The sequence below is a fragment of the Leeuwenhoekiella aestuarii genome (genome assembly GCF_004104055.1).
Taxonomy (GTDB): domain Bacteria; phylum Bacteroidota; class Bacteroidia; order Flavobacteriales; family Flavobacteriaceae; genus Leeuwenhoekiella; species Leeuwenhoekiella aestuarii.
In genome coordinates, this window is sequence record NZ_QOVJ01000009.1 from 19,244 (window position 1) to 32,287 (window position 13,044).

11 protein-coding genes are annotated in these 13,044 nt (G+C 37.2%); 6 read left to right on the top strand and 5 right to left on the bottom strand.

Annotated elements, in window-relative coordinates; genetic code table 11:
- Window positions 1-161 precede the first annotated feature (161 nt).
- Complete coding sequence (locus DSM03_RS16350) at window positions 162-1,586, top strand: pyridoxal phosphate-dependent decarboxylase family protein (RefSeq protein ID WP_128762694.1); 1,425 nt, start codon at window positions 162-164, stop codon at window positions 1,584-1,586.
- On the opposite strand, the gene DSM03_RS16355 is transcribed toward DSM03_RS16350, so the two are convergent.
- Genes DSM03_RS16355 through DSM03_RS16365 form a run of 3 tightly spaced genes read right to left on the bottom strand, consistent with a single transcriptional unit; the run spans window position 1,587 to window position 5,387 of the window.
- The gene (locus DSM03_RS16355; protein WP_236638938.1) at window positions 1,587-2,480 is read right to left on the bottom strand and encodes a carbohydrate kinase family protein; all 894 of its coding nucleotides are present in this window, start codon (window positions 2,478-2,480) and stop codon (window positions 1,587-1,589) included.
- Complete coding sequence (locus tag DSM03_RS16360; protein WP_128762695.1) at window positions 2,480-3,817, bottom strand: sugar porter family MFS transporter; 1,338 nt, start codon at window positions 3,815-3,817, stop codon at window positions 2,480-2,482. The genes DSM03_RS16355 and DSM03_RS16360 overlap by 1 nt, the downstream gene beginning before the upstream one ends.
- A 19-nt stretch (window positions 3,818-3,836) precedes the next feature.
- Window positions 3,837-5,387: a glycoside hydrolase family 32 protein gene (locus DSM03_RS16365; protein ID WP_236638939.1), complete on the bottom strand. Its 1,551-nt coding sequence runs from the start codon at window positions 5,385-5,387 to the stop codon at window positions 3,837-3,839.
- 156 nt (window positions 5,388-5,543) lie between these two features.
- On the opposite strand from DSM03_RS16365, the gene DSM03_RS16370 reads away from it, so the two are divergent.
- From DSM03_RS16370 to DSM03_RS16390, 5 genes are all read left to right on the top strand, one after another.
- Window positions 5,544-6,590 carry a LacI family DNA-binding transcriptional regulator gene (locus DSM03_RS16370; protein ID WP_128762696.1) on the top strand — a complete coding sequence of 349 codons (1,047 nt, stop codon included), beginning with the start codon at window positions 5,544-5,546 and terminating at the stop codon, window positions 6,588-6,590.
- A gap of 1 nt (window position 6,591) precedes the next feature.
- A complete protein-coding gene (gene pgmB / locus DSM03_RS16375) occupies window positions 6,592-7,248 on the top strand; it encodes a beta-phosphoglucomutase (protein WP_128762697.1) in 657 nt (218 codons plus the stop codon).
- 2 nt (window positions 7,249-7,250) lie between these two features.
- On the top strand, window positions 7,251-9,557 hold the full coding sequence (locus DSM03_RS16380; protein ID WP_128762698.1) for a glycoside hydrolase family 65 protein: 2,307 nt from the start codon (window positions 7,251-7,253) through the stop codon (window positions 9,555-9,557).
- Between the two features lie 259 nt (window positions 9,558-9,816).
- Window positions 9,817-10,092 (top strand): hypothetical protein, encoded by a 276-nt coding sequence (locus DSM03_RS16385; RefSeq protein ID WP_236638940.1) that lies wholly within the window; start codon window positions 9,817-9,819, stop codon window positions 10,090-10,092.
- Between the two features lie 39 nt (window positions 10,093-10,131).
- Window positions 10,132-10,752: a MarC family protein gene (locus tag DSM03_RS16390; RefSeq protein ID WP_128762700.1), complete on the top strand. Its 621-nt coding sequence runs from the start codon at window positions 10,132-10,134 to the stop codon at window positions 10,750-10,752.
- Between the two features lie 19 nt (window positions 10,753-10,771).
- Here DSM03_RS16390 and DSM03_RS16395 read toward each other — a convergent pair whose 3' ends face one another.
- Together DSM03_RS16395 and DSM03_RS16400 are read right to left on the bottom strand one after the other, a co-directional pair.
- Window positions 10,772-11,683 carry a GyrI-like domain-containing protein gene (locus DSM03_RS16395; protein ID WP_128762701.1) on the bottom strand — a complete coding sequence of 304 codons (912 nt, stop codon included), beginning with the start codon at window positions 11,681-11,683 and terminating at the stop codon, window positions 10,772-10,774.
- Window positions 11,684-11,691: 8 nt separating this feature from the next.
- On the bottom strand, window positions 11,692-13,041 hold the full coding sequence (locus DSM03_RS16400) for a vanadium-dependent haloperoxidase (protein WP_128762702.1): 1,350 nt from the start codon (window positions 13,039-13,041) through the stop codon (window positions 11,692-11,694).
- Window positions 13,042-13,044: the final 3 nt, after the last annotated feature.

The following is a 13,044-nucleotide window of genomic DNA, read 5'->3' on the forward strand; positions in this document are numbered from 1 at the left end:
TGAAATTTCAGCGCAAAGTTACGCCAACTTAAATAGAGACTAGATTTAAAATCTTAAACTTTAGATAATTTTTGAGCAAGATTTTAGATACTTAAATCTTGTTGCTTAAAAGTTTTTGGGCGCTTCTTAAAGCCTTAATTTTGCAAAAAATTTAGAACCTTATGAAAGCACAACAAACAGCACGTTTAGAATTATCTGAGCAAGAAATGCGGGATTATGGCTACAAAGTGGTTGATGCTATTGTAGCGCATCACCTCAATCAACATAAAGAGAAACCGGTAGCTCAGGCAAGTCGTGCGGAGATGGACTCGTTACTGAGAGAGAACGTACCTGAAAATGCGACTGCTGTAGATGATGTTTTTAATACTGTGATGGAAAAAGTAATGCCATATACCAACATCATGAGTCACCCTAAATTTTATTCTTTTGTGCCGGGACCCAGTAATTATGTGAGCGCAATGGCAGATGCCCTGGCGACAGGTTTTAATGTGTTTTCTGGGGGGTGGGCGGCATCTCCTGCAGCAGCAGAATTAGAGATCGTAACTATAAACTGGTTACTCAATCTTTACGGTTTTCCTAAAAAGCGAGGTGGTGGGATCTTTACCAGTGGCGGTTCAATGGCAAACCTTACGGCACTAATAACAGCCCGAAATATAAAATGCGGAGATGATTTCTCTAAAGCAGTGATATATCTTTCTGATCAGGCACATTCCTCAAACATCAAGGCGATACGTGTGATGGGCTTTAGAAAAGAACAAATACGTCTGATCCCAACAGACATGGAGTTCAAATTTTCCATCAATAAACTTAAAAATGCGATTAATAAAGATCGTTTAGAAGGGTGGAAGCCTTTTTGCTTATTGGCTTCGGCGGGAACGACAAATACCGGTACTGTAGACCAACTTACAGAGTTGTCTGAGATTGCAAAAAAAGAAGACCTTTGGTTCCATATTGATGGAGCGTATGGTGGTGCAGCAATTCTTTCTAAAAATGGAAAGCAGCTTTTAAAGGGGGTTGAAAAGGCAGATTCTCTTACTGTTGATCCGCATAAGTGGTTCTACCAGCCTTATGAAATGGGATGTCTATTAGTGCGTAACCACAAGTGGTTGAGTGGTACATTTACTGAAGTCCCAGAATATCTTAAAGATGTAGAAGGTAATAAATCTGAGATCAATTTTTACGATCATGGGATACAGCTTACACGTCGTTTTAGAGCGCTTAAATTTTATATGAGTGTAAAAACTTTTGGCCTTAAAGCATTTCGAGAGGCGGTACAATACAATTTTGATTTGTGCGAAAAAGTAGAAAGTATTCTTCGGAAAAGTGCCAAGTGGGAAGTAGTGTCACCGGCAACGCTCGCGGTGATTAATTTTAGATATCATCCTATTGATCAGGATCTTTCAGAAGAAGAGCTTGATGCACTCAACTCTAAAATATCTGAGCGTGTGGTGAATTCAAGAGAAGCAATGCTGGTAACTACAGTTTTGAATGGACAGATTGTTCTGCGTATGTGTCTAATAAATCCTAGAACTACACTTGCAGATGTAGAAGAAACTATAGCATTATGTGAGAAAATGGCAGAATAATTATTCTGCCATTTTTTTTAAGATTTTTTCTTTCGGAATGTTGGCATTCGCACCTTTTTTGCCTGCTACCAATGAGCCTAAGGCACAGGCAAAAGCTAGAGATTCTTCAGGTTTGTTTTCAACCATAAATAGTTGATAGATCAAACCGGCAAGAAAAGAATCTCCTGCACCTACGGTATCTACGACTTTAATTTTGTAGCCCGGGTGCCTGTAGAATTTGCTGTTTTTATATAAGATTGCCCCATCTCCACCACAGGTTACACAAATGAGTTTAGTTCCTGTATGTTTGCTGATTGCTTCGATTTGATCAGAAACGTTTTGAGTTTTGATGTCAAGGTATTGAGCGATTTCCTCCAGTTCTTCATCATTCATTTTGACCATATCAGCCTGCTTCATAAACTGAGCGAGATGCTCAATTTTATAATGAGGCGCACGCAGATTTACGTCAAAAATTGAATAGTTGGCTTCAGTAAGTAATTCTTTTAAGGCATTGCGGGAAGTCTCGCCGCGAGCTGCTAAAGACCCAAATATAAAAAGATCGGATTGTTTTACTGCCTTTAGATTATTTTCGGTTAAAGTGATTGCGTCCCACGCTACAGGTTCTTTGATGGTATATGAAGCGCTACCGCTTGAATCTAAGCTTACCATAACCTGACCGGTTTCTAGAGAATCATCTTCTTGAATCAGACTTTGATCGAGATCAAACTTTTCAATCGCAGCTTGTGTTTTTTTAGCGAGAGCATCTGAGCCTAATCTACTAATCATTTTTACACTAAGCCCCAGACTTTTTAGTCGCAGACATAAATTGAGTGGTGCTCCACCCAGCGCTTTTCCATCAGGAAAAACATCCCATAAAATCTCGCCATAAGAAATGGCGCTTAACATATCTTTCATTACCCTAAGATTTTTTCTTCTAATTCTTCGAGAGAAATACCTTTAGTTTCCGGCATCATAAATTTGGTAAATAGCAATTGTAAAAACATCATAAATGCAAAAAATGCAAATATGGGCCAAGGGTTATCCTTAAAAACTCCGTCATCACCATCTAAAAAGACAGGAGTTAAAAGAGTAATTAAAGCAGCAAAAACCCAGTGGGTTCCGGTACCCCAAGACTGACCGTAAGCACGAACTTTATTAGGGAATATTTCTGAGATAAATACCCAGATGACTGCTCCTTGTCCTATAGCGTGAGATGCTATAAAAATCAAAATAAACGTGAGTAATACCGCCGGACTAGAACCATTATAAAAACAATAGGCAACGGTGACCAAGCTGATGATGTAGCCTAAAGAACCAATATACATCAGAGTGCGTCTTCCTAGACGATCAATTAAACCAACGCCCACAAAGGTGAAAATAAGATTTACAACACCAATAGATATAGAGTTTAATAGCGAATCTTCTGTAGCCAAACCAGCTTTAACTAAAATCTCAGGAGCATAATACAAAATAAAATTTATACCGGAAAGCTGATTAAAGAATGCGATTAAAAAGGCGAGAACCAGAGGTTTTTTAAATCGCTTTGTAAAGAGTTTGATGTCGTCAGAAGTTTTAGCAAGTTCTATTTTTATAGCATCTATTTTTTGCTGAGTTTCAGTTTTATCATAAACTTGATTTAAGACTTCAAAAGCAGCTTTCTCATCTTTTTTCTTATGCAGTAACCAGCGGGGACTTTCAGGAACAGTGAGTACTAATGATGTATATAAAAAGGCAGGAATAGCTTCTACACCTACCATCCAGCGCCAATCGTTTTCACCTTGAAACCCTTCTAATAAATAGTTAGAAAAGAAAGCGATAAAAATACCCAGGACGAGATTAAATTGATAAAGCGCTACCAGTTTACCACGATTAGAAGCTGTGGTGATTTCTGAAATATAGGTAGGTGCAGCAACCGATGAGGCACCAACTCCTACGCCGCCAATAAATCTAAAGAACGAAAAAAGGTAAGGATCTGGTGATAGTGCAGAGCCTAAGGCTGATACGAAGTATAAAATCCCTATCCAAAACAAGGTTTTTTTACGTCCAAATTTATCGCAGGGTATACCGCCGGTTAATGAACCTAAAACGGTTCCCCATAATGCCATAGACATAATGAATAAACCGTGAAACCATGGAGAAAGATTCCAAAGTTCTTTTACCGGAAGGTTTGCTCCTGAAATAACGACGGTGTCAAAACCAAACAGAAAGCCTGCAAGCGCTACTGTGATTGACCATTTTTGAACTGCTTTCATAAAAGTAAATTAATTCGGATTAGTTTTCTTTCCAGATGGAAGGAATAGGGGTTAATGTAATAGTTGTGGGTTTGTCTTTTGTCTCAATGCTAAATTCTGTATAGGGTTTACTTGGAAAAAATTGAGCGGTTAATGCATTAGCACCGCCGTCTCCAAAAAACTCGACAGATGATGCATCTATGTAAATTGAAAAATCTGCAGATTCTCCCTTTTTAAATTTAGCTGGAGCTTTCATAATAGGTAAAGCAAACGAGTCAGAAAATGTTATGTCGCCACTTTTGCTTCTGTCTAATCTATATTCTTGCTTTTCTGAATCGTACGAGATTAAAAGTTGCTCGCCATCAGTATTGCTTAATTTTATATTGAAATCATTAAGTGGTTTTGGTAGATCAAATGCTACTTTAGATTGATTCAGTTCAGTATGAGAAAACATGTAGATTCCATTTTCTTCCTGAATTTCAAGGGTATCAGTTTGAAGATTTTCAATTAGTGTTTCTACAGGTTTATTTGTTAAGAAATAAGCTTTGTTTTTGTTTAGTTCTAGCTTTCGCGGAAGTGTCATCGCGCTGCGCCATTTTTCGGTAGGAGTAACTTGGCCATAATCCCAATTGCTCATCCATCCTATAAAAATACGCTCCTCATACGGGAGGTTATTGTAGGTGATGCCGGCATAATTATCTCTTCCCAAGTCAATCCATTTTTCTTCGGTTTGAGAAGTTTTAAAAGTTTTCCCATCAAATTCTCCTATAAAATATTGAGTTCCAGACCCACCATTAGGAGCGCCAGGATTGATACTAATAAGCAAAACCCATTTAGTTTCACCGGTTTCCTCAATCGTTAGCGGAAAAAGATCTGGACATTCCCATACACCTCCGTGTGCACCAGTATTTTGACCAAAATCGCTGAGGTAAGTCCATTCTTTTAAATTATCAGAATTATAAATCATCGCACGATCTCCGCCTACAAGAAGCAAAACCCATTTTTGAGAAGCCTCATGCCAGAAAACTTTAGGGTCTCTAAAATCTACAAGGTTATCGCTATTGGGTACAACAGGATTGTTAGCGTATTTGGTAAAAGTCTGCCCATTATCTATGCTATATGCGATACCTTGATACTGGTAGTTGGTTGTTTTTTGAGCTGCGGCAACTGGGTCGTGATAAGTAAACATAGCAACTAGAGGTGGGTTTTGAGAAGTACCAAAGCCTGATGTATTATTATGGTCAACTACTGCGCTTCCTGAGAATATATAACCTAAACTATCTGGTTTTAATACTACTGGCTCGTTGTGCCATTTTTTTAAATCTTTACTCGTAGCATGTCCCCAATGCATAGGTCCCCATACGGTAGAATCTGGATAAAACTGATAGTATAAATGATAAGTTCCATCATTGTAAACCAGTCCATTGGGGTCGTTCATCCAGTGTGCTTCCGGAGAAAAATGATATTGTGGGCGAAAATTTTCGTAATATGCTTCAACTACCGTATCTTTAGGGGTAGCATTAGTTGTATTTTCTTTTTTACAAGCGGTCATAATCAAAAAGACTAGTAAGATTGAAGATAAGTATTTCATACTAAATGACTTTAATTAGAAAATAGATTTTAATTCCGCGGAAATTTAAAACATTTTAACTGAACTTAATCGATTTAGTCGTGTAAATTTGCCACAACAATGTTTGTTGAATAGTCTATAGATAGACTTAATATTATTAATTCTTTTTCCCAAATTATGAAAAGAAAGCTGACCCTAAAATCAATCGCTAAAGAACTGGGAGTATCAATTTCTACAGTCTCAAAAGCCTTGCGAGACAGTCCTGAAATTAGTGAAGAGACCCGTGAGAAAATAAAGGCTTATGCTAAGCTTTATAATTATAAGCCAAACAATATAGCCCTGAGTTTAAAGAATCGTAAAACCAATACTATAGGTGTTATCATTCCTCAAATCGTTCACCATTTTTTTACAACTGTGATACAGGGTATAGAGCATGAGGCAAGAGAGAAAAATTATAATGTCATTATCTGTTTGTCAAACAATGATTTTGACAAAGAGGTTCTCAATATGGAACTACTTGCGAACGGTAGTACAGATGGTTTTATTCTTTCGGTATCAAAAGAGACGATGCTTAAAGAAGATTATCATCATTTAAATGAAGTTATAGAGCAAGGTATGCCGGTTGTGATGTTTGACCGTGTGGTTGATGGTATACAGTGTGACCGCGTACTTATAGATGATAAAGAAGGTGCAAAGAAGGGGGTGACCCATATGATACGCTCGGGATGTCGTAAGATAGGTATTATTACTAGTGAAGATTATGTAAGTGTAGGTCGTTTGAGAACTGAAGGTTATTTAGATGCTTTAGACGATTTTGGTATAGAACCAGATGATAAGCGTATTCTGAAGTTAGACAACATTGATGATCTTAATGATAAATCTAAAAAGCGCATCGAAGAGTTTATTACTAAAAATGACCTTGATGGAGTTTTTACGGTTAATGAGCTTTTTGCGGTTCACGCATCACGTGTAATCAGTGGTTTAGGTAAGAAGATTCCAGATGATATCTCCTTAGTATGTTTTACTGATGGTCAATTATCTGAGCATGCTGTGCCTAGTCTTACTGCTGTAAGTCAACACGGAGAAGAAATGGGACGTAAAGCTGCAGCGATGCTTATAGACAAATTAGAACGTCCTGAAGATGAAGAAGAGGAATACAGCACAGCCTACATAGATACCAGTCTGGTAGAGCGAGAATCTACAAAAGAAGTCATCAAGCGCTAATATGGGTAAGAAGGGATTTATTTTTGATTTAGACGGAGTAATTGTAGATACAGCAGGATTTCATTATCTCGCTTGGCGCAACTTGGCTGATGAATTGGGTTTTGAATTTACTGAAGAACAAAATGAGCGTTTTAAAGGGGTGAGCCGCGTTCGATCTTTAGAGATTTTACTCGAGATAGGTGGCGTTAAAGCTACAGAAGAACAAAAGGAAGGCTGGCTGGTTTCAAAAAATGAGGAGTATCTGAGTTATATTGCTAAGATGACCGAAAATGATATTCTTCCGGGAGTACTCAAAGTTCTAACCTATCTTAAAGAAAAAAACATTCCTATGGCGCTAGGATCTGCAAGTAAAAACGCACAACCTATTCTAAAACGCATAGGTCTTTTTGATCTTTTTGATTGTATTGTAGATGGCAATCACGTAGAAAAGGCAAAACCAGACCCTGAGGTTTTTACCTTGGGAGCAGAAGAACTTGAAATAGAATATACAGATGCTATCGTTTTTGAAGATTCTATTGCCGGTATTCAGGCAGCAAATGGAGTTGATATGGTAAGTGTAGGTATTGGCGATGCCAAGGTTTTACACGAAGCCGATTATAATTTTAATGATTTTACAGAAATTGATACTGCATTTTTAGATAAACTAATTAACGCATAACCATGAATCAAGATTATATAGTACCTGCTCCCTGGGCAGTGATAGAAGAGGGATTTGAAAGAGAACGCGTAAAATCTTCAGAAAGTCTGTTTAGTATAGGTAATGGAGCAATGGGACAGCGTGCCAATTTTGAAGAAGAGTATAGTGGAAAAACGTTTCAGGGAAGTTATATAGGAGGTGTCTATTATCCTGACAAAACCCGTGTGGGCTGGTGGAAAAATGGTTATCCTGAGTATTTTGCAAAAGTGCTTAATGCACCTAGCTGGATAGGTATAAAAGTAAAAGTTGATGGTGAATCAGTGGATTTGAACACAGCAAAAAGTGTGTCAAAATTTCGTCGTGAACTCAATATGAAAGAAGGCTGGTTGGGTAGAAGCTTTGAAGCCGAACTTCAAAACGGAACCCAACTTAAAGTGAAGTCGAAACGCTTTTTGAGTTTAGAGCATGATGAATTGGGAGCCATTTATTATGAGGTTACTCCCCTCAATAAAGATGTAAGCATTAGCTATGAGCCCTATTTAGATAGTGGTATCACTAATGAAGATACAAACTGGGATGATAAATTCTGGAATACTTTAGAAGTAACGGAAGACGGAAATAAAGCCTTTATTTCTGCGCATACGATGAAAACATATTTCTACGTATGTACCGCAATGTCTAACACCTTTACAGTAGATGGGAAAGAAATTTCTTTGACGCTCAAAACCAATAAGACAGATAACTACATAGGTCATGTCTATGAGACCGATATACGCGAGGGAGAAACTTTTGCTATTCAAAAATATGCAGGATATATCACTTCTTTCAACCACAATAAAGATGATTTAAAAAAAGCAGCAACTTCAGTTTTAGATATTGCTTTAGAAGAAGGTTTTGATAGTTTGTTATCTAAACAAAAAGAAGATTGGGCAGCAATCTGGTCAATGGCTGATATTGTTATTGAAGGTGATGTAAAAGCTCAGCAAGGAATACGTTTCAATATTTTTCAATTGAATCAAACTTATTTAGGAAAAGACGCACGCTTAAATATAGGTCCTAAAGGATTTACCGGTGAGAAGTATGGTGGTTCAACCTATTGGGATACCGAAGCGTATTGCTTGCCCTTTTATATGGCTACTAAAGATCAAGAGGTTGCACGTAATTTATTGACTTATCGCTACAATCACTTAGAAAAAGCAATTGAGAATGCTCAAAAGTTAGGCTTTAAAAATGGAGCAGCATTGTATCCCATGGTTACGATGAATGGTGAAGAATGCCATAATGAATGGGAAATCACTTTTGAAGAAATACATCGTAATGGAGCGATGATATTTGCTATTAGAGATTATGTGAATTATACGGGTGATTACAGCTATATTCCTGAAAAAGGTTTAGAAGTTATGATCGCAGTAGCGCGTTTCTGGAAAGAACGTGCCACTTGGTCTGCTAAAAAAGAGCAGTTTGTAATTCTTGGAGTGACTGGTCCTAATGAATATGAAAACAACGTAAACAATAATTTTTACACCAACTATCTTGCAAAATGGTGTTTGAGTTATGCGGTAGAGCATACTAAAAAGGTTGCTAAAGAATTTAGTTCAGATTACAAAAGAATTGCACAAGTAACCGGTGTCTCTAATGAAGAATTAAATTCTTGGATTGATATTTCAGAAAAAATGTACTTACCTTTTTCTGAAGAAGAAGGTGTGTATTTACAGCAAGATGGTTTCTTAGATAAAGAGCTGGTAACTGTTGCAGATCTTGATAAAGCAGAACGGCCTATCAATCAAAAATGGAGCTGGGATAGAATTTTACGCTCACCTTATATAAAACAAGCAGATACGCTTCAGGGTTTTTATGTTTTTGAAGATCACTTTACAGAAGAAGAACTCAAGAAGCATTTTGACTTTTATGAACCATTTACCGTTCACGAGTCTTCATTAAGTCCATGTGTTCATGCGATTCAAGCTGCAAAATTGGGACAGATGGATCAAGCTTATGAATTTTACTTAAGAACCTCTCGATTAGATCTTGACGACTATAATAAAGAAGTACACGAAGGTTTACATATCACAAGTATGGCAGGTACCTGGATGAGTGTTGTTGAAGGTTTTGGGGGAATGCGAATTAAAGATGATATGCTATCTTTTGCTCCAAAAATGCCAAAGGCCTGGGAAGGTTTTTCCTTTAAGCTGAATTTTAGAAATCAGATACTAAAAGTAGCAGTGGCTAAAGATAAATACACCTTTAGTCTTGATACCGGTGATGATCTGGATATTTTAGTTGATGGTAAACAAATACGAGTAACTTCTGATGCAGCCGTTGAGGTTTAAATAAGAAATTACTTGAAGAATTCAGCCTTTGCTTAATTTATAAGCAAAGGCTTTTTTTGTTTATGTAGAACTTATTATGGAATTAAAATAACTTAAAACACCCCAAAATCTAAACCCTAACAGCAAAATTTATAAGCAGTTTGAGAAGCTGAATCAGATACTTGCGGAACTACAATTAAAAGAATTTTCAGATAAAGTAATAACTGAAATAAATATAAACATAGAAGAACTGAATAGCTTTAAAGGTTATGATAAAAAGTTGCAGAAGAAGATTAGAAAATCTCAATTTGAAATTTTGACTTTGTTAGAAAAAGAAGCCGGTATCGTAACTAAAAATCATTATCGCAGTAAGTGGTTAGCAGTAGGCATGGCAGCATTTGGTATTCCGATGGGAGCCGCTTTTGGAGCAGCATTGGGTAATATGTCATATTTAAGTATAGGAATGCTTTTCGGTATAGCGATAGGCATAAACGTTGGTAGAAAAAAAGATAAGGATGCAGCTGCACAGAATAAGGTCCTTGATTTTGAGATTTAATTGTATATTTCATTAAACTCCTAAATTAAATTGACGCTTATGGATGATATTCTAACCTATTCAATATCTGTTTTTACTGGCTTTTTCGCGATAATGAATCCGTTGTCAAACATTCCTATTTTTATATCACTTACTGAAGGTGCAACCCGTGAAGAAAAACAAAATGTAAATAAACGAGCTGTTCTGGTTGCGTTTATTATTATAACGGTTTTTGTAGTTCTGGGAAAGTTTATTTTTGGACTTTTTGGAATAACCATTCCGGCATTTAAAATCACTGGAGGAATCTTAATATTTTACGTGGGGTTTGAAATGCTTCAGTCTAAAAAGTCCAATGTAAAACATTTAAAAGAGCCTAATTTTGATGAGAATATTGCGGTATCTCCATTAGCGATCCCCATTTTAGCTGGCCCTGGTACAATAGTTACAGCAACCAATTTTGTGTCGAATCCTTCTTATGTAAATATAGGTCTGGTAATTTTGATCTTTGGGTTGATGTGCTTACTCACCTATATAGCCTTTAGTCTCAGTGATTTTATTGCTCGTAAAATAGGAGAAAATGTAATTTCGGTAGTTGGTAAAATTATGGGGTTGATCATTGCCATCATTGGTACAACAATGGTGATACAAGGGATTAAGCTCTCTTTTGATTTAATAAACTAAAGATTCGGAAATTTCCTCACTAATCTACCTTTACGGGATTTTCTTGTTTCAGGGGCATATAAATATCTGCTTTCCATTCCATAGCATTTCCGCCCATATTAGGGTTATTGAAAAATACTTCCAAAGGTTTGGGATCGACTTCAATGTTGTTTTGTTTAGCGTAAGCCAAAAGCGCGTACCAGGCACGATCTGAAGTGATGTAGTTGCCGTTATATACTGCGTGAATGGCATCTTTTGTAAACAAGCGCTTATATTTAATTTCGTCTGTGATGGGCAGATTCTCAGACCGAATGATGGGAAAGCAAAAGTTATAAGAAATGCTGTCTGTATCTTGATTCCATTCGGTTATTTCTACAAATGGAGGGCCGTTCATTTCAACATTATTGCGCGTAAGAACGTCGCCTATATAGCCATAATTGCGCATCATCCCCAAGGCTTTTGCTTCTTGCATACTTTTTAAGGAAATGTAAGCACAATAGGTAGAAGGTGTTTTTTCAATGCCCGTAACTTCTATTTTAATCTCTTTAAGATGCTGATTAAGTGTCTCGTAAAAATCCATTGCATTAGCAGTACTTCGCTCCTTAAAAAGTGTATTGGTAAAAGGCACTGTTAGCCGATTTTTAAGGCTATGCTCAGCGTCTTTGACGCCAACGCTTACTTTGGTGATCGAATCATTAAGTGGAAAAACGTGAAAGGTATATGTTACAGTTGTATCACCAAATTGCCGCTCTTGAATAATAGCTGAGGTTCCGTGCTGTTCTGTAATCGTACTAGCCGTTAAATTACTGCTCCAGCTTTTGACAGATTGCATTACTGTACCCGGAGTTGTTTTTACTTTAAAGTTGATGATATAATCACTTGGCTTAATAAATAAATACCAACCTACGGCAATACATAATATTACACCAATGGCAAGAAGTCCTTTTTTCATAAATGCAATTAATTTGAAGCTTGAGCGGTATTGGTTTTCATGATAAGATTTTTAACCACAAACTGTCCTAACTGACGACCTTGTTTTAAACCTTCGTCAATTGCGGCACGGTAATGAATACCACCGTAAAGTCTGCTTAAAGCAGCTTCTGAAGATGCTTGTCTAAAGGAGTCAAAACTACGTATGGGAAGTCCGTATGCGGTTTCGGTATCATCGTCAAACTGAAAATTATCTCCGTAGATTTGTGTGAGAACCTCGGCCGCTGCACCAGAAACCACAGAGTGACCACTGCTGTACTCAGGAAAAGGAGGTGTTTGTAAAACAGGAGCCCAACTGTCATCTATATGCTGATTAATAAGTGTTTCGGGACGTATGAGGTTACTTCTGTACTTTTCATCCCAACAACTTATAAAGCCATCAAAAAGCGCGATAGAGGTCTTTGTGTATGCGTAAACAGTCTCCATCAAATCTGCATTGGCTTTTTTTGTGGCAATTTTTACAATCCCAACCCAGTGGCCACCTGGAGTAATCTTTTTTGTGGCAAACATTAAATGTCCTTTGTGAGTAGAAACATATGGGTTACAATCCCAGAACTGAGCGATCGCCACTTTTTCTGAGTCGTTTCCTTCATCAGACATCTCATTGCGTACAGTGTAAACTTCCATCAATTGCTTGTAAAATTCAGAGTCTTCTTCCATAGAAAATTCTGGTGGTGGAATGGGTTTAAATTGAGAAGCAGAGTCAATTACAAAGGTGCGAATCTTCATCCAATGCGGTTCTATTCCATCCATATAAGCAGGAGGAGTAGGTTGCCATCTTGAGGGATTGTCAGGATTTACCGAGAATTTAGGCATCGTACGCGTTTGCTTGTACATATCCCCATCCATCCAGCTTTTAATGTGATCAGCAACTTTTAAACCATAGTCTTTAGAAGCTGCTAATTCTGTAGGATTCTGGTCTTCCCATTTCATATATAAACTGTCGCGCATCTCAGTAATTCGATCTTCAGAAAAAATAAGACTTTTTGCTATTTCCATTTGAGCAATCAATGCAGCGACATCATAATTGACTGATGCACCGGCATCAGGTTTAGGAGTTTCTTTTAAGTCTGTTAATTGACCGGCTAAAGTCACATAATCAGAGTTGTTTTGTGCTAAAACTTCGTAAGCAGCAATATTAGAATAGGAGTAAATACGACTAGCAACAGGCGGTGAGAAAATATCGTGAATGATTACTTCGGTCACTTTATCTACCGCATTGTTGTAATCATTTGGTGTTACTTTAAGCGGTACTTCTTCTTTAGCACAAGAAGTAATTACAAGTGCGGCTATAAAAACTAAACTTATTTTTTTAAACATAGT

Excerpts from the sequence above, each read along its gene's own strand:
- DSM03_RS16350 (WP_128762694.1), top strand. The coding sequence starts at position 162 with ATGAAAGCACAACAAACAGCACGTTTAGAATTATCTGAGCAAGAAATG.
- DSM03_RS16355 (WP_236638938.1), bottom strand. The coding sequence starts at position 2,480 with ATGAAAGATATGTTAAGCGCCATTTCTTATGGCGAGATTTTATGGGAT.
- DSM03_RS16390 (WP_128762700.1), top strand. The coding sequence starts at position 10,132 with ATGGATGATATTCTAACCTATTCAATATCTGTTTTTACTGGCTTTTTC.
- DSM03_RS16360 (WP_128762695.1), bottom strand. The coding sequence starts at position 3,817 with ATGAAAGCAGTTCAAAAATGGTCAATCACAGTAGCGCTTGCAGGCTTT.
- DSM03_RS16395 (WP_128762701.1), bottom strand. The coding sequence starts at position 11,683 with ATGAAAAAAGGACTTCTTGCCATTGGTGTAATATTATGTATTGCCGTA.
- DSM03_RS16370 (WP_128762696.1), top strand. The coding sequence starts at position 5,544 with ATGAAAAGAAAGCTGACCCTAAAATCAATCGCTAAAGAACTGGGAGTA.
- pgmB (WP_128762697.1), top strand. The coding sequence starts at position 6,592 with ATGGGTAAGAAGGGATTTATTTTTGATTTAGACGGAGTAATTGTAGAT.
- DSM03_RS16400 (WP_128762702.1), bottom strand. The coding sequence starts at position 13,041 with ATGTTTAAAAAAATAAGTTTAGTTTTTATAGCCGCACTTGTAATTACT.
- DSM03_RS16365 (WP_236638939.1), bottom strand. The coding sequence starts at position 5,387 with ATGAAATACTTATCTTCAATCTTACTAGTCTTTTTGATTATGACCGCT.
- DSM03_RS16380 (WP_128762698.1), top strand. The coding sequence starts at position 7,251 with ATGAATCAAGATTATATAGTACCTGCTCCCTGGGCAGTGATAGAAGAG.